Raw genomic sequence first — 16,819 nt, forward strand, 5'->3', positions numbered from 1 at the left:
GGATGATCCACACCATCACGCCGAAACCGACGTCCGTCCCGCTCGGCTCAGGTCTTCTTACGGGCCGTCATGGCCCGCTGGACCAGGATGAACGCGCAGAGCAGCACTCCGGTGGCGATCTTCGTCCACCAGGAGCTGAGCGTGCCCTCGAACTGGATGATGCTCTTGATCAGGCCCAGGACGAGGACGCCGAAGAGGGTGCCCAGGACATAGCCGGAGCCACCCGTCAGCAGCGTGCCGCCGATGACCACCGCGGCGATCGCGTCGAGTTCCATGCCCACCGCGTGCAACGGGTCACCGGACTGGATGTAGAGCATGAAGAGGAGGCCGGCGAGCGCGGAGCAGAAGCCGCTCATCGTGTACACCGCGATCTTCGTACCGCCCAGCGGGAGGCCCATCAGCAGGGCCGACTGCTCGTTGCCGCCGATGGCGTACACCCGGCGCCCGAAGCGCGTGTAGTGCAGGACGTAGAAGGCGACGGCCAGGACGACCAGGGCGACGACGGCGCCGATCGACAGGTCCCCCAGGCCCAGCGGTATCCGCGTCTCGGCCAGCGTGCTCACGGCCGAGTCGGTGATGGCGATCGACTCCTTGCTGATGACCAGGCACAGGCCCCGGAAGAGGAAGAGGCCGGCGAGCGTCACGATGAAGGGCTGGATCTCGAAGTTGTGGATCACGTAGCCCATGAGGAAGCCGCCGAACGCGCCGACGCCCAGGGAGATGGGCACGACGAGCAGCAGGGGCAGCCCCACGTCCTCCACCAGCCAGGCCGTGAGCATGGTGGTGAAGCCGATCACTGAGCCCACGGACAGGTCGATGCCGCCGGACATGATGACGAAGGTGGCACCGACGGCGGCGACCAGCAGATAGCTGTTGTCGATGAACAGGTTGAGGAACACCTGCGGTTCGCCGAAGCCGTAGTTCTGGTAGCGGCTGAGGCCGGCGATGTACATCACGAGGAACAGGCCGGCCGTGACCAGGACGGGCAGCCGCCGGTCGCCCAGCAGGCGCGCGGACCTGGACGGGGTACGGCTCTGAGGCGTCGTGGGAGTCCGGGTGGTCGCACTCATCACGACACCTCCATCTTGGGAGCGGTCTCGGCCACCGCGGCGGGTTCGGCCGGGGCGGCGGACCGGGCACGGGCGCCGAAGACCTTGGCGCGGAACTTCGGGGACTGCAGCAGGCAGACGACGATGACCACGGCGGCCTTGAAGACCAGGTTGGTCTGGGTCGGTACGCCGATGGTGTAGATCGTGGTGGTCAGGGTCTGGATGACCAGGGCCCCGATCACCGTGCCGCCGATGGAGAACCGGCCGCCCAGCAGCGAGGTACCGCCGATCACCACGGCGAGGATCGCGTCGAGCTCGATCCACAGGCCGGCGTTGTTGCCGTCCGCGGCCGAGGTGTTGGAGCTGATCATGAGGCCCGCGATACCGGCGCACAGGGCGCAGAACACGTACACCATGATCTTGATACGGCGGGACCTGATGCCCACCAGACGGCTGGCCTCGGCGTTGCCGCCGACCGCCTCGACGAGCAGGCCGAGGGCCGTACGGCGGGTCAGCGCCACGGTGACGGCCACGACGGCCGCCACCACGAAGATGGAGAACGGCAGGGTCAGCCAGTAGCCGCCGCCGATCAGCTGGTACGGGTCGCTGTTGATGGTGATGATCTGGCCGTCGGTGATCAGCTGGGCCACGCCTCGGCCCGCGACCATGATGATGAGGGTCGCGATGATGGGCTGGATACCCATCCGGGCGACCAGGAAGCCGTTCCACAGACCGCACACGACCGCCGCGACCAGGCCCAGGCCCATCGCGAGCAGCACCCCGGACAGGGCGTTCTGGTCGGCCCGGTCGCTGATGTACGAGCAGGTCAGGGCCCCGGTGATGGCGACGACGGCGCCGACGGACAGGTCGATGCCGCCGGTGGCGATGACCAGGGTCATACCGACCGCCACCAGGATGAGGGGCGAGCCGAACAGCACGATCGAGACGAGGCTGCCGTAGAGGTGGCCGTTCGTCATGTGGATCGCGAAGAAGCCGGGCGTGAAGGGGACGTTGACGAGCAGCAGGGCGACCAGGACCGCGACCGGCCAGAAGAGGTGATGGCGCGTCAGTGCTCGCCAGCGGGAGTGGGTGGTCACTGGTGTTCTCCGCTCGCGATGGTCTCGAGGATCTTGCTGGTGGTGATCTCGGGCCCGTTGGTGAGCTGCGCCACCAGCTTGCGGTCGCGCAGCACGCCGATGGTGTGGCTGAGCCGGAGCACCTCCTCCAGTTCGGCCGCGATGTACAGCACGGACATGCCGTCCTCGGAGAGGGAGACCACCAGCTTCTGGATCTCCGTCTTGGCGCCGATGTCGATGCCGCGGGTCGGCTCGTCCAGGATCAGCAGCTTCGGCTGGGTGATCAGCCAGCGGGCGAGAAGCACCTTCTGCTGGTTTCCGCCACTCAACTGGCCTACGCGGGCCTCGGGGTTGGCGGGCCGGATGTCCAGCGCCCTGATGTACTTGGCGACGAGTTCGTCGCGCTGGGCGGCCGGAACGGGCCGGGTCCAGCCGCGGGCCGCCTGGAGCGCGAGGATGATGTTCTCCCGCACGGTCAGGTCGGGGACCAGACCCTCGGTCTTGCGGTTCTCCGAGCAGAACGCGATTCCGGCGCCGATGGCGTCGTTGGGGGCGCTCATCGAGACCGTCTCGCCGCCGACGGTCAGCGTGCCGCTGTCCGGCTGGTCGGCGCCGAAGAGCAGCCGGGCCAGTTCGGTGCGGCCGGAGCCGAGCAGGCCGGCGAGGCCCACGACCTCGCCCTTCTTGATCTCCAGGTCGAAGGGGGCGATACCGCCGTTCCTGCCGAGGCCTTCCGCCTTGAGCAGCGACTCCCCTACGTCCGCGTGCAGTTGCTGGTCGTGGAGCTCCTCCAGCTGGTCCAGGGCCTTGCCGATCATCAGCTCGATCAGCCCGACCTGGTCGAGGTCGCGGACCATGTGCTCGCCGACCAGGGTGCCGTTGCGCAGGACGGTCATCCGGTCGCAGACCTCGTAGATCTGGTCGAGGAAGTGGGACACGAACAGGATCGCGACGCCCTCGTCCCTCAACTGCCGCATGAGACGGAACAGTTCGAGGACCTCGTCGCGGTCGAGGCTGGACGTCGGTTCGTCCAGGACCAGCACCTTGGTGCCGGAGCCCTCGCCGTCGCTGTCTCCGGTGCCCACCGACCGTACGATCGCGACCAGTTGCTGCACGGCCAGCGGGTACGCGGACAGCGGCGCGGTGACGTCGATGTCGAGGCCGAGGCGGTCGACGAGCTTCGCCGCCTCGCTGCGCATGCGCTTCCACTGGATGCGGCCCGCGCGGGTCGGTTCACGTCCGATGAAGATGTTCTCCGCCACCGACAGGTTGGGGCAGAGGTTGACCTCCTGGTAGACCGTGCTGATGCCGGCCTGCTGCGCCTGCAGCGGGCTGCCGATCCGCACGGACTTCCCGTCGAGGGTGATGGTGCCGCCGTCCAGGGTGTAGACCCCGGTCAGCACCTTGATCAGGGTGGACTTCCCGGCTCCGTTCTCGCCCATCAGAGCGTGGATCTCGCCGGGGAAGAGCCGGAAGTCGACGCCCGACAGAGCCCTTACCCCTGGAAACTCTTTGACTATGCCCGTCATCTCCAGGACGGGCTGCGGCTCTGCCATGGCAGCGCTCCTCATGGAATCGTTTCGGGCCCGCTGCGGGCCCGGCCCGCGGGGAGCCCGCCCGGCCGAGGTGTGCTCGGCCGGCCCGTGGCTCCCCGCCGGTGGGTGAGGTCGGTCAGTACTTGCGGGACGGGAGCGCGGCCTTGGCCTGGTCCTGCATGAAGTCGCCCTCCTTGGTCTTGATCCAGCGCTCGACCGAGCCGCCGTCGTGGACCGTCTTGACGACCTCCATCAGCTGGGGGCCGAGCAGCGGGTTGCACTCGACGATGGCGTTGATCTTGCCCTCGGACATCGCGACGAAGCCGTCCTTCACGCCGTCGATCGAGACGATCAGGATGTCCTTGCCGGGCTTCTTGCCGGCCGCCTCGATGGACTGGATGGCGCCGATGGCCATGTCGTCGTTGTGCGCGAACAGGACGTTGATGTCCGGGTTCGAGGTGAGGAAGGCCGCCATGACCTGCTTGCCGCCGGCGCGGGTGAAGTCACCGGTCTGGCTGACGACGATCTTCCAGTCGTCCTTGTGGTCGGCGTCCATGACCTCCTTGAAGCCCTTGGCGCGCTCGATCGCCGGGGCGGCGCCGGTGGTGCCCTCCAGCTGGGCGATCTTCACCGGGCCCTTGACGCCGGCCTTGGCGAGGACCTTCTCCAGGATCTTGCCGGCGCGGCGGCCCTCCTCGGTGAAGTCGGAGCCGACCAGGGTGACGTACAGGGACTCGTCGGAGGTCTCCACGGAGCGGTCGGTGAGGACCACCGGGATCTTCGCCGCCTTGGCCTCCTTGAGGACCGCGTCCCAGCCGGTGACGACCACCGGGGAGAAGGCGATGACGTCCACCTTCTGCGCGATGTAGCTGCGGATGGCGGAGATCTGGTTCTCCTGCTTCTGCTGGGCGTCGGAGAACTTCAGGTTGTAGCCCGCCTCCTTGGCCGCGGCCTTCACCGAGTCGGTGTTGGCGCTGCGCCAGCCGCTCTCGGAGCCGACCTGGGAGAAGCCGAGGGTGATCGCCTTGCTGCCACCGGAGGAGGAGGTGCCGGTGGACCCCTTGTCCTCCTTGGCGCAGGCCGCCAGGGCGCCCGTGGCCGCGACACCGATCGCCGCAGTGAGGAAGTTTCTCCTGTTGAGCATGTTTCTTCTCCTTTGAAGAGCCGGCCCGAGGTTGGACCGTTGGTACGCGTTGGACCCTGGTGGACCGTGAGACCGACCCCGCCGATGTCCAGCCTGTCGATCATTATTCGAAATACCGATCACACAGGTGTGCGAATGGGATCGGCCGGTGCCGCGTCAGCCGGGGGCGTCCCCCGGCTGGGGCGTGTGCGGGAACGTACTGGCACGGACGACGAGTTGGGGTTCGATGAAGACCCCCTGGGCGCCGGAGGGGGTCCGGCCCTCGATCAGATCGAGCAGCAGGGAGATGCTCCGCTTGCCGACCGCCGCGAAGTCCTGCCGGACGGTGGTGAGCGGTGGGGCGAAGAACTCCGCTTCCGGGATGTCGTCGAAGCCGACCACCGCGAGGTCCTGCGGAGTGCGCACCCCCGCTTCCCGCAGGGCCCGCAACACCCCCAGTGCCATCTGGTCGTTGGCGACGAAGACGGCGGTCAGTCCGCGGCCCACCCAGCCGGCCAGTTCCTGGCCCGCGCGGTAGCCCGACAGCGGACTCCAGTCCCCGTGCAGCGGCGTCGGCGGCTCGACACCCGCCGCTTCGAGGGTGGCCCGCCAGCCGACGGTCCGGTCGACCGCCTCCTGCCAGTCCTCGGGTCCGGCGAGATGCCAGACCGTGGCGTGGCCGGCGGCCAGCAGATGGCCGGTGGCCAGCCTGGCGCCCAGCTGCTGGTCCACGTTGACGCTGGGGATCTCCGCGCCTGACCCGGTGCCCACGGCCACCACCGGGAAGGGGTGGCGGAGTTCGGCGAGGGCCTCTGCCGCCGACCGCTGCGGGGCGAGGACGATCACCCCTTCCACCCCGCCCTCGCTGAGGTGGTCCAGGGCTTCGGACAGCGTCTCCACGACCAGCTTGCGCAGATTGACCGTCGAGACGGTGTACCCCTCGGCCCGCGCCGCCTCCTCGAGCGCGAACAGCGTGCTGGCCGGCCCGTAGAGCGTGGTGTTGGACGCGACCACTCCCAGGGTCCGGGTGCGCCGGGTCGCCAGGGCTCGCGCGGAGGAGTTGCGGCGGTAGCCCATCTCCTCGATCGCACGCAGGACCTTGGCCCGGGTCTCCTTGCGCACATTGGGGTGATCCCCGAGGACGCGGGAGACGGTCTGGTGGGACACCCCGGCCACGCGGGCCACGTCGGCCATGGTGGGCGGCCGAAGCTGCAAGTGGTTCACGGTCGCACCCCCTTGGCGATCGTCGGCCCTCAAGGCCTGGGTTGTGGACGGATGTTGGCGTGCCGTCCAGGTCACGCCGGAGTTCCGGACATTCCCAAGAGAGCTGCAGGTGGAGCCAGTTGGAGCACTGCCGACACGACGCTCTTACCCCCTCGGATGCCGCCGGGCATCGATCGGTTAATGCGGAGGTTATTGTGAGCGCTAACAATTCATGGCGGTCAAGAGGGCTGCGGCCCGGAAGGCGTCACGGTTGAGTAACGCGACCGCGGCGGACACCGGGAGGACGGCCCGTGATGGTGGCGCATCGCACCATGCCGCAGGACGTGACCCCGACGGGCCGTCCACAGGGCGGGCGGGCGCCGCACGGCCGTAGCATCGGTCACGTTTTGCGTTCGGCCACCCGACCCATTGACACTCTGACTACGTCGTCCTTACCGTCGAGCCAGCATTTCGAACGTGATCCGAGATTTCGAACAGATAGAAAGCCTAGGGAGTAGCTGACGTGCGTATCACGGGAATCAGTACGCATGTGGTCGGAACGCCATGGCGCAACCTGACCTACGTCCAGGTGCACACGGACGAGGGCCTCACCGGCGTCGGCGAGACCCGGATGCTGGGCCACACCGACGCGCTGATCGGCTACCTGCGGGAGGCCGAGACCAATCACATTCTCGGCTCCGACCCCTTCTCTGTCGAGGACCTCGTCAAGCGGATGAAGTACGGCGACTACGGTCGGGCCGGCGAGATCGTCATGTCCGGAATCGCCGTGATCGAGATGGCCTGCTGGGACATCAAGGGCAAGGCCCTCGGGGTGCCGGTCTGGCAGCTCCTGGGCGGCAAGGTCACCGACAGGGTGAAGGCGTACGCCAACGGCTGGTACACCACCGAGCGGACCCCCGAGGCGTACCACAAGGCCGCCCTGACGGTCATGGAGCGCGGGTACAAGGCGCTCAAGATCGACCCCTTCGGCACTGGTCACTTCGAGCTGGACCACGCGCAGAGCCTGTACGCCGTCTCCCTGATCGAGGCCGTACGGGACGCCATCGGCCCGGACGCCGAGCTGATGCTGGAGATGCACGGCCGGTTCTCGCCGGCGACCGCCGTCCGGCTGGCCAAGGACCTCGCGCCCTTCAAGCCCGCGTGGCTGGAGGAGCCCTGCCCGCCGGAGAACCTGAAGGCGCTGGAGAAGATCGCCGCCAAGGTCGACATCCCGGTGGCCACCGGTGAGCGGATCCACGACCGCATCGAGTTCCGGGAGCTCTTCGAGAGCCAGGCCGTGGACATCATCCAGCCGGACGTCGGCCACATCGGCGGCATCTGGGAGACCCGGAAGCTCGCCGCCACCGCGGAGAGCCACTACGTGCTGGTCGCCCCGCACAACGTCGGCGGCCCGGTGCTGACCGCCGCCTCCCTCCAGGTGGGCTTCACCACCCCGAACTTCAAGATCCTCGAGCACTTCAACGACTTCGCCGACGCGGAGATCAAGAAGGTGGTCAAGGGGGCGCCCGAGGTCGTGGACGGCTACTTCCACCTCTCCGACAAGCCCGGCCTCGGGGTGGAGCTGGACGTCGACGCGGCGGCCGAGTTCCCGCAGCAGCAGGCCCGGTTCGATCTGTGGGCCGAGGGCTGGGAGCAGCGCAGGCCCAAGGGAGCCAAGTGAATTGTGAGGTCGTCATCGAGGCGCCCGGCGAGCACCGGCTCGCCGAGCACACCCCTCGGCAGCCCGCCGCCGGGGAGGCGCTGGTGCGCGTCCACGCCGTCGGTATCTGCGGCAGCGACCGCGAGGTGTACCAGGGCAACCGGCCCGAGGGGTACGTCCGTTATCCCCTCACTCCGGGCCATGAGTGGTCCGGGACGGTCGAGGCGGTCGGGGCCGACGCGCCTTCGACTCTCGTAGGCCGCAAGGTCGTCGGTGAGGGCTTCCGCAACTGCCAGGTGTGCGACCGCTGCCACGCGGGCGAGACGACCCTGTGCAGCGCCGGGTACGAGGAGACCGGGTTCACCCACCCGGGCGCGATGGCCACCACGCTCACCCTGCCCGCACGTCTGCTGCACGTCCTGTCCGACAACGCCGACCTCACCGCCGCGGCCCTGCTGGAGCCGGCCGCCTGTGTCGCGGCCGCCGCGCTCAAGGCGAACACCCTGCCCGGCGAGCGGGTGGCCGTCGTGGGCACGGGAACGCTCGGGATGTTCGCTGTTCAGTTCCTGAAGGCGAGTTCGCCGGCCGAGCTGCTCGTGGTGGGGACGCGGCCCGACCGGGCCGACCTTTCGAAAGCTTTCGGTGCCACCGACTTCCGCCTCAAGGACCAGGAGCTCCCCGGCGGCTTCGACGTCGTCATCGAGACCGCCGGGTCCGCTTCCGCGGCGCGCACCGGAGCGTCCCTGCTCCGGCGTGGCGGGCGCCTGATCCTGACGGGCATCCCGGCGCCGGGCGCCGACGGTCTGGACCCCACGGACCTGGTCGTACGGCAGCTGGAGGTGCAGACCGTCTTCGGGGCCCCGCCGGGCGCCTGGGCGCACACGGTGCGGGTGTTCGGGGCCGGTCTCCTCGATCCGTTGTCGCTGGTCACGCACGAGCTGCCACTCGACGGGTTCGCGGAGGCGATCGATCTGGTCGGGTCCGGTGATCCGATGGTGGGCAAGGTGCTGCTCCGCCCCTAGACGTACGCCGGTACGGGGTGACCTGACCACTCCGTACCGGCGTACACCCGAACCGCACGACCTGAGCCGCGAACCTTGTCCGAGATATCGAACCAGAAGGAAAGCTTGTGACGACCGACGCTTCCGCCACGGCGGCCCGCCGACCCGGCGAGCAGGCCCTCGCCGCTCTCGGCCTGGGTGCGCCCGCCCTGGACCCCGCCGACGCCTCGCCGCACACGTTCCCCGGCGGCGGTCGCTGGCGCACCGAGATCCCCTCGTGCGAGGGCCCGGAAGCGCTGGCCGTCGTCCTGGAGGAAGCCTCGCGGCTCGACGTGCCGATCCACCGGATCAGCCAGGGCAGCGGCGTGTGGATGCTCACCGACGCCGAGATCGGCGAGATGGTCAAGGCCACCGGTGAACGCGACATCGAGCTCTGCCTGTTCACCGGCCCGCGCGGCACCTGGGACATCGGCGCCTCGGCGCGCACCGACTCGGGCGGCGCGGGTCTGCGGGCCCGGGGTCACGACGCCGTGGCCGGCTGTGTCGAAGACGCCATCCGGGCAACGGAGTTGGGCGTCCAGTGCCTTCTCGTCGCCGACGAGGGCGTGCTGTGGACGCTGCACCGGGCGCGCCTCGCCGGCATCATCCCGGCCGACACCACACTGAAGTTGAGCGCGCTCGTCGGACCGGTCAACCCGGCCGCGTTCGCGGTGTACGAGCACCTGGGCGCCGACTCCCTCAACGTGCCCAGCGATCTGACGCTCGATCACCTCACCGAGATCAGACGGGTGTCCGCCGCTCCCATGGACATGTACATCGAGGCCCCCGACGACCTCGGCGGCTATGTGCGGATGTACGAGGTCGCCGAGCTCATCCGGCGCGGCGCACCGCTGTACCTGAAGTTCGGCCTGTCCAAGACCCCGGGGATCTACCCGTACGGACACCACCTGCGCGACCTGACCCTGAGCACGGCCCGGGAACGGGTACGGCGCGGCCGGCTCGCCCTGGACCTGCTCGCGCGGCACGGAGCGGACGGCGACATGGCGCCGCTCGGTTCGCGCCTGCCCGGCGATCTGAAGCGTTTCGAAACACCCTCATAACGTTTCGGACCACCTCCCTTCACAAAAGGCGACGCAGCCGCACACAATCACACACTCCTCTCGGTCGGAGCCCACCTCCTTCCCAGAGCGTCACCGCCCACAAGAACGACCCTGTCCCGACATCAAGGATGATGATCATGCGTACTCGTCGTGCCGCACTCGCCGCCATAGCCGGCGCGGCCTCCCTCGCCCTGACCCTGTCCGCCTGCGGCCAGGACAGCGAGGGCGGCAGCAAGGAATCCACCGGCAGCGCCAAGGGAGGGACCATCGGCATCGCGATGCCGACCAAGTCCTCCGAGCGCTGGATCGCCGACGGCAACAACGTTGTCAAGAACCTGCAGTCCAAGGGGTACAAGACCAAGCTGGTCTACGGCGAGGACGACCCGGACCAGCAGGTCTCGCAGATCGAGAACCTGATCACGCAGGGCGTCAAGGGCCTGATCGTCGCGGCCATCGACAACAAGTCCCTGAACAACGTGCTCCAGCAGGCCGCCGACGCCAAGATCCCGGTGATCGCCTACGACCGCCTGATCCTCGGCACGAAGAACGTCGACTACTACGCGTCCTTCGACAACACCAAGGTCGGCGAGCTCCAGGCCAGCTACATCGTCGACAAGCTCGGTCTGAAGTCCGGCAAGGGCCCCTTCAACATCGAGCTGTTCGCCGGCTCCAACGACGACAACAACACCAAGTACTTCTTCAACGGCGCGATGAGCGTGCTCCAGCCGTACATCGACAGCAAGAAGCTCGTCGTCAAGTCCGGCCAGACCAAGATCAACCAGGTCACCACGCTGCGCTGGGACGGTGCCACCGCGCAGAAGCGCATGGAGGACATCCTCACCTCCACGTACGGCAGCGCCAAGGTCGACGCGGTCCTGTCGCCGTACGACGGCATCTCCATCGGCATCCTCGCCGCGCTGAAGTCGGACGGCTACGGCAAGGGCAGCAAGCCGCTCCCGGTCATCACCGGCCAGGACGCCGAGCTCGCCTCGGTCAAGTCGATCATCGCGGGCCAGCAGACGCAGACCGTCTACAAGGACACCCGCAAGCTCGCCGACGTCGCCTCGACCATGGTGGACGACGTCCTCAACGGCAAGAAGCCCGAGGTCAACGACACCAAGACGTACGACAACGGCTCCAAGGTCGTCCCCGCCTACCTGCTGCAGCCGGTGAGCGTCGACAAGAGCAACTACACCAAGGAACTGGTCGACACCGGCTACTACAAGGCCAGTGAGCTCAACTAGTCAGCTCCTGTCGGCCAACTCCTCTGATTGAAAGGCACGACCATGGCGGGACCCGTCCTGGAAATGCGCTCGATCGTCAAGACCTTTCCCGGCGTCAAAGCGCTGTCGGACGTCACACTGACCGTCCGTCAGGGCGAGGTCCATGCCATCTGCGGTGAGAACGGCGCCGGGAAGTCCACCTTGATGAAGGTGCTCTCCGGCGTCCATCCGCACGGCACGTACGAGGGCGACATCCTCTTCGAGGGAGACATCGTCTCCTTCAAGGACATCCGAGCGAGCGAGCAGCACGGCATCGTGATCATCCATCAGGAACTGGCTCTGGTGCCGTTCCTGTCGATCGCGGAGAACATCTTCCTCGGCAACGAACACGCCTCGGGCGGGTTCATCAACTGGAACGAGACGCTCAAGCACGCCACCGAACTGCTGCGCCGGGTCGGTCTGTCCGACCACCCGGAGACCCGGATCACCGACATCGGTGTGGGCAAGCAGCAGCTGGTGGAGATCGCCAAGGCGCTCTCCAAGAAGGTGAAGCTCCTCATCCTGGACGAGCCGACCGCGGCTCTGAACGACGAGGACAGCGGCAAACTCCTGGATCTCATCCTGGAGTTGAAGAAGCAGGGCATCACCTCGATCATCATCTCCCACAAGCTCAACGAGATCCGCCGGGTCGCCGACTCGGTGACGATCATCCGCGACGGGAAGTCCATCGAGACCCTCGACGTGAAGGCCCCGGAGACCACCGAGGACCGGATCATCACGGGCATGGTCGGCCGCGACCTCGACCACCGCTTCCCCGACCGCACGCCGTACGAGGGCGAGGCGGACGCGGCCCCCGCGCTGGAGATCCGCAACTGGACGGTCCACCACCCGATCGACCAGACCCGCAAGGTGGTCGACGACGTGTCGATCGACGTGCGGCGCGGCGAGATCGTCGGCATCGCGGGCCTGATGGGCGCGGGACGCACCGAACTCGCGATGAGCGTGTTCGGGCGCACCTACGGCCGCCACGCGGGCGGCACGGTCCTCAAGGACGGCAAGGAGATCCGTACGAAGACCGTCGCGGAGGCGGTCGGACACGGCATCGCGTACGTCACCGAGGACCGCAAGCACTACGGCCTCAACCTCATCGACAACATCAACCGCAACATCTCGCTGACCGCCCTGGACAAGGTCGCCAAGCACGGTGTGGTCGACGAGCACGAGGAGCGGAAGGTCGCCGAACGCTTCCGCAAGTCGATGAACATCAAGGCACCGACCGTCTTCGAGACGGTGGGCCGGCTGTCCGGCGGCAACCAGCAGAAGGTCGTCCTCAGCAAGTGGATCTTCGCGGGTCCGGACGTCCTGATCCTGGACGAGCCGACCCGCGGTATCGACGTGGGCGCCAAGTACGAGATCTACACGGTCATCGACCAGCTGGCCGCCGAGGGCAAGGCGGTCGTCTTCATCTCCTCCGAGCTGCCGGAACTGCTCGGCATGTGCGACCGCATCTACACCATGTCCGCCGGGCGGCTGACGGGTGAGGTCCCGCGGGCCGAGGCCACGCAGGAAGTGCTGATGCGCCAGATGACGAAGGACAAAGAGGTAACCCGATGAGCACCGATGTGAGCAAGATCCCTGCGTCGGCGCCGCCCGGCAAGAGCGGGGACCAGGCCTCCGACGGCGGCCTGCTGCAGCTGATGCTGAACGGCCTGCGCCGCAACATGCGGCAGTACGGCATGCTGATCGCGCTCGGTCTGATCGTCGCGCTGTTCGCGGTGTGGACCGACGGCGACCTGCTGCTGCCGCGCAACGTCTCCAACCTGGTGCTCCAGAACAGCTACATCCTGATCCTCGCGATCGGCATGATGCTGGTGATCATCGCGGGGCACATCGACCTGTCGGTCGGATCGCTGACCGCGTTCGTCGGCGCGTTCGCCGCCGTGCTGACGGTCCAGCACGACATAGCCTGGCCCATCGCGCTGGTGCTGACCTTGGTGGTGGGCGCCGTCGCGGGTTCGGTCCAGGGCTATCTGATCGCGTATCTCGGCATACCGTCGTTCATCGTCACCCTGGCGGGCATGCTGCTCTTCCGCGGTCTGACGGAGATCCTCCTGGAGGGCCAGACCCTCGGCCCGTTCCCGGACGGTCTGCAGAAGCTCGGCAACGGCTTCCTGCCCGCGGTCGGCCCGGACACCAACTATCACAACATCACCCTGCTGCTCGGCTTCGCGCTGCTGGCCTTCGTGATCTACCAGGAGGTCCGCGACCGCAAGCGCCAGCAGGAGTTCGCGCTCGACGTGCTGCCCAGGAACGCCTTCCTGCTGAAGCTCGTCGCGATCGCCGCCGCGGTCCTCGCGGTCACGATGCTGCTCGCCAGCTACCAGGGCGCGCCGATCATCCTGATCGTCCTCGGTGCGCTGGTGGTCGGCTACGGCTACGTCATGCGCAACGCGGTCTTCGGCCGGCACATCTACGCGATCGGCGGCAACCTGCCGGCGGCGAAGCTGTCCGGCGTCAAGGACAAGAAGGTCACCTTCCTCGTCTTCCTCAACATGGGCGTGCTCGCGGCCCTGGCGGGTCTGGTGGTCGCCGCCCGTCTGAACGCGGCCTCTCCGAAGGCGGGCCTGAACTTCGAACTCGAGGCGATCGCCTCGTCGTTCATCGGCGGCGCGTCCATGAGCGGCGGTGTGGGCACCGTCCTCGGCGCGATCATCGGTGGTCTGGTCCTCGGCGTGCTGAACAACGGCATGAACCTCCTCAGCGTCGGCACCGACTGGCAGCAGGTCATCAAAGGCCTCGCCCTGCTGGCCGCGGTCGGGTTCGACGTGTGGAACAAGCGCAAGTCCGGCTCGTAGCGGTCGGATCGCAGCACGTAGTACCGAAGGGTCCCGCGGGCAGCTCGTCCGCGGGGCCTTTCGTCTTCCCACCACAACGCCACTTTCGAAGCCACGGAGGCAGGAATCCGGTGAAGGAACTCTTCGGCACGCTCGCCGACGGGACGCAGGTCCACCGCTGGTCGCTGGAGAACGGCGGCACACGTCTGAAGGTCCTGTCCTACGGCGGGATCGTGCAGGGCCTGGAGGTCCCCGACCGGGACGGCCGGTACGCCAACGTCTGCCTCGGCTTCGACAGCATCGAGGAATACGTCGACTCCAGCCCGTACTTCGGCGCGCTGATCGGGCGTTACGGCAACCGCATCGCCAAGGGCGCCTTCACGCTGGACGGCGAGAGGCACCAGCTGTCCGTCGACGACGGCGAGAACAGCCTGCACGGCGGCGCCCAGGGCTTCGACAGGCGCGTGTGGGACGTCGAACCGTTCACCGACGGCACCGACGTCGGCCTGCGTCTGTCCTACACGTCCGCCGACGGCGAGATGGGCTACCCGGGCACCCTCGAGGTGCAGGTGACGTACACCCTCACCCGGCACGGCGATTGGCGCATCGACTACGAGGCCGGCACCGACAGGGCCACCGTCGTCAACCTCACCAACCACGTGTACTGGAACCTCGGCGGCGAGGGCACCGGCACCGTCGAGGACCACGAGCTGACGATCGCCGCGTCCCGCTACACACCCACCGACCCCGGTCTGATCCCCACCGGTGAGCTCGCGCAGGTCTCCGGCACCCCCTTCGACTTCCGCGAGGCCAAGCCGATCGGCCGGGACCTCCGGGCCGGCCACCCGCAGCAGGTTTTCGCCAAGGGCTACGACCACAACTGGGTCCTCGACAAGGGCGTCACCTCGGAGCCCGAGCACGTGGCGACCCTGCGCGACCCCTCGTCGGGCCGCACCCTGAGGATCTCCACCGTCGAACCGGGACTGCAGTTCTACTCGGGCAACTTCCTCGACGGCACCCTGACCGGCACCGGCGGCCGCACCTACCGCCAGGGCGACGCACTGTGCCTGGAGACACAGCACTTCCCGGACGCGCCGAACCACCCGTCGTTCCCGTCCACGGTGCTGCGGCCGGAGCAGACATACCGGACGACGACGGTCCACTCGTTCGGTGCCTGACCTGGTGAGATGACGGGCCCTACCCCGCGGTTCCCGAACTCACACTTCTTTCACACCCGTTGAACAGCGCCACCCGGATTTCCGTATGTAAGGGCGGCCCGTGCTCCCCCGCGCGGGCCACCCAATGACGACGGACCCGGTCGTCCCCACCGGGTCCGCCCCATACGGAGGTTCGATGGCCGACAACGTCACCTCGTTGTTCCGCAGCACTTCTGCGCACAGCCCGTCCATGGCGGCGCTGGCGCGCGAAGGCGGAGACGGGACGGGGCCGGTGGACTTCTGTATCCCCTGCAATCCCTACTTTCCCACCCCGGCGATGATGGACACCATGGCCTCGCGGCTGAAGGACATCATCACGTACTACCCCAGCAGCGCCGACACGATCACCGCCGAGCTGTGCAACCTGCTCCAACTCCCGCCGCAGGCCGTGGCGATGGGCAACGGCTCCACCGAACTGATCACCTGGATCGACCACCTGCTGGTCCGCGAGTCCCTCGCCATACCGGTCCCCACCTTCGGCCGCTGGACCGACCAGCCGATGGAGACCGGCAAGCGGGTCGACATGTTCCCGCTCCAGGAGTCCAGCGGCTTCGCCCTGGACCTCGCGCAGTACGCCGAGTTCATCCGCACCCGGGGCACGCGGGTCGCGGTCATCTGCAACCCGAACAACCCCGACGGCGGCTTCCTGCACAAGCACGCGCTCGTGCAGTTCATGGACGCCATGGCCGATCTGGACCTCATCGTCATCGACGAGTCGTTCCTGGAGTTCGCCGACGCCGAGCAGGAGCCCTCGGTCGTCCAGGAGGCGATGATCCGGCCGAACGTCATCGTCCTGCGCAGCCTCGGCAAGAACTTCGGCCTGCACGGCATCCGCTTCGGCTACATGGTCGCCAACCCCTCGCTGGCCGGCCGGGTCCGCTCGATGCTGCCGAAGTGGAACCTCAACGCCTTCGCCGAGTACGTGGTGTTCATGCTCAAGGAGCACGGCGCCGAGTACGCGCAGAGTCTGCACCAGGTCCGCCGGGACCGCCTCGACATGGCGAGCCAGCTCTCCCAGCTGCCCGGCCTCACCGTCTACCCCTCGCAGGGGAACTTCCTCTTCGTGCGCCTGCCCGTCGGCGCCGAAGGCACCGTGGTCCGGGACCGGATGCTCACCGAGCACCGCATCCTCGTCCGCGAGTGCGGCAACAAGATCGGATCGTCCAGCCGCTTCCTGCGGCTCGTGGTGCGCCCCCAGGTGGACGTGCGTCGCCTGGTTTCCGGCCTGGAACAGGTGCTCTACGGGACCAGGAGGGGAGCCGCCGTGCCCGAGCTCGCTCAAGGGACCAGCTACAGCTCGGGTACGGCGGCAGTGGACCGTCTCGTCGGCCAGACCAACGGGGCCGGCATGCAGGATCTCGCGGCGATGGCCGTCGGCGGTGGCGGCGGTATGGGCGGGGTCGGCATGCCGATGCCGATGCAGATGCCTCAGCCGGTACCGGTCGCCGTTGCCTCGGCCCCGTCGGACGGGATGGGGATGGGCATGGTGGGCATGCCGATGGCGGCAGCGGCGCCCGCGCCTCCCCCGGCCCCGATGCCGCAGGCCCCCGCTCCCATGCCCCAGGCTCCCGCTGCCCAGGTCCCGATGCCTCAGGCCCCGGCCCCGATGCCCTTCGGCGCGCCGAGCGGTCCCACCCCGCCGGGAGTCCCGGCCCGAGGGGGGCTCACGGCCGCGCAGGTCCGGGGCATGACCGCACCGGCGGCGGGGGTGCCGCCGGAGTTGTCCACGGCCCCCGCGACCGGCTGGCCCAACGCGCAGAGCTGGCCGAACGCGGCGGGGATGGGTCAGGCGGGATAG

At 68.1% G+C, this 16,819-nt stretch carries 13 protein-coding genes; 8 read left to right on the forward strand and 5 right to left on the reverse strand.

What is annotated here, in order from left to right:
* Window positions 1-47 precede the first annotated feature (47 nt).
* From yjfF to ACFYRX_RS27690, 5 genes are all read right to left on the reverse strand, one after another.
* A complete protein-coding gene (gene yjfF, locus ACFYRX_RS27670; RefSeq protein ID WP_389105020.1) occupies window positions 48-1,070 on the reverse strand; it encodes a galactofuranose ABC transporter, permease protein YjfF in 1,023 nt (340 codons plus the stop codon).
* Entirely contained in the window at window positions 1,070-2,146 is a 1,077-nt protein-coding gene (locus ACFYRX_RS27675; RefSeq protein WP_389105023.1) for an ABC transporter permease, read from the reverse strand. Before ACFYRX_RS27675 ends, yjfF begins: the two co-directional genes overlap by 1 nt.
* Entirely contained in the window at window positions 2,143-3,681 is a 1,539-nt protein-coding gene (locus ACFYRX_RS27680; RefSeq protein ID WP_389105026.1) for a sugar ABC transporter ATP-binding protein, read from the reverse strand. Before ACFYRX_RS27680 ends, ACFYRX_RS27675 begins: the two co-directional genes overlap by 4 nt.
* Window positions 3,682-3,796: 115 nt before the next feature.
* The gene (locus ACFYRX_RS27685; protein ID WP_389105029.1) at window positions 3,797-4,804 is read right to left on the reverse strand and encodes an ABC transporter substrate-binding protein; all 1,008 of its coding nucleotides are present in this window, start codon (window positions 4,802-4,804) and stop codon (window positions 3,797-3,799) included.
* A 156-nt stretch (window positions 4,805-4,960) separates the two neighbouring features.
* Window positions 4,961-6,007: a LacI family DNA-binding transcriptional regulator gene (locus ACFYRX_RS27690; protein ID WP_389105031.1), complete on the reverse strand. Its 1,047-nt coding sequence runs from the start codon at window positions 6,005-6,007 to the stop codon at window positions 4,961-4,963.
* A gap of 502 nt (window positions 6,008-6,509) precedes the next feature.
* On the opposite strand from ACFYRX_RS27690, the gene ACFYRX_RS27695 reads away from it, so the two are divergent.
* The 8 genes from ACFYRX_RS27695 to ACFYRX_RS27730 all read left to right on the forward strand — a co-directional run bounded on the left by ACFYRX_RS27695 (window position 6,510) and on the right by ACFYRX_RS27730 (window position 16,819).
* A complete protein-coding gene (locus ACFYRX_RS27695; RefSeq protein ID WP_389105034.1) occupies window positions 6,510-7,667 on the forward strand; it encodes a mandelate racemase/muconate lactonizing enzyme family protein in 1,158 nt (385 codons plus the stop codon).
* The gene (locus ACFYRX_RS27700) at window positions 7,664-8,668 is read left to right on the forward strand and encodes a zinc-binding dehydrogenase (protein WP_389105036.1); all 1,005 of its coding nucleotides are present in this window, start codon (window positions 7,664-7,666) and stop codon (window positions 8,666-8,668) included. The genes ACFYRX_RS27695 and ACFYRX_RS27700 overlap by 4 nt, the downstream gene beginning before the upstream one ends.
* Window positions 8,669-8,775: 107 nt before the next feature.
* Window positions 8,776-9,747 carry a hypothetical protein gene (locus ACFYRX_RS27705; RefSeq protein ID WP_389105039.1) on the forward strand — a complete coding sequence of 324 codons (972 nt, stop codon included), beginning with the start codon at window positions 8,776-8,778 and terminating at the stop codon, window positions 9,745-9,747.
* 137 nt (window positions 9,748-9,884) lie between these two features.
* Window positions 9,885-10,991, forward strand: coding sequence for a multiple monosaccharide ABC transporter substrate-binding protein (gene chvE, locus ACFYRX_RS27710; RefSeq protein ID WP_389105042.1), 1,107 nt, complete (start codon window positions 9,885-9,887; stop codon window positions 10,989-10,991).
* 42 nt (window positions 10,992-11,033) lie between these two features.
* On the forward strand, window positions 11,034-12,584 hold the full coding sequence (gene mmsA, locus ACFYRX_RS27715; RefSeq protein ID WP_389105044.1) for a multiple monosaccharide ABC transporter ATP-binding protein: 1,551 nt from the start codon (window positions 11,034-11,036) through the stop codon (window positions 12,582-12,584).
* Entirely contained in the window at window positions 12,581-13,825 is a 1,245-nt protein-coding gene (gene mmsB / locus ACFYRX_RS27720) for a multiple monosaccharide ABC transporter permease (protein WP_389105046.1), read from the forward strand. The genes mmsA and mmsB overlap by 4 nt, the downstream gene beginning before the upstream one ends.
* Window positions 13,826-13,935: 110 nt before the next feature.
* Window positions 13,936-14,982, forward strand: a complete 1,047-nt coding sequence (locus tag ACFYRX_RS27725) for an aldose epimerase family protein (protein ID WP_389105049.1) — start codon at window positions 13,936-13,938, stop codon at window positions 14,980-14,982.
* A gap of 175 nt (window positions 14,983-15,157) precedes the next feature.
* Complete coding sequence (locus ACFYRX_RS27730) at window positions 15,158-16,819, forward strand: pyridoxal phosphate-dependent aminotransferase (protein WP_389105052.1); 1,662 nt, start codon at window positions 15,158-15,160, stop codon at window positions 16,817-16,819.

Origin of the sequence: Streptomyces sp. NPDC005374, assembly GCF_042872225.1 — a bacterium.
In the GTDB taxonomy this organism is placed as follows: Bacteria; Actinomycetota; Actinomycetes; order Streptomycetales; family Streptomycetaceae; genus Streptomyces.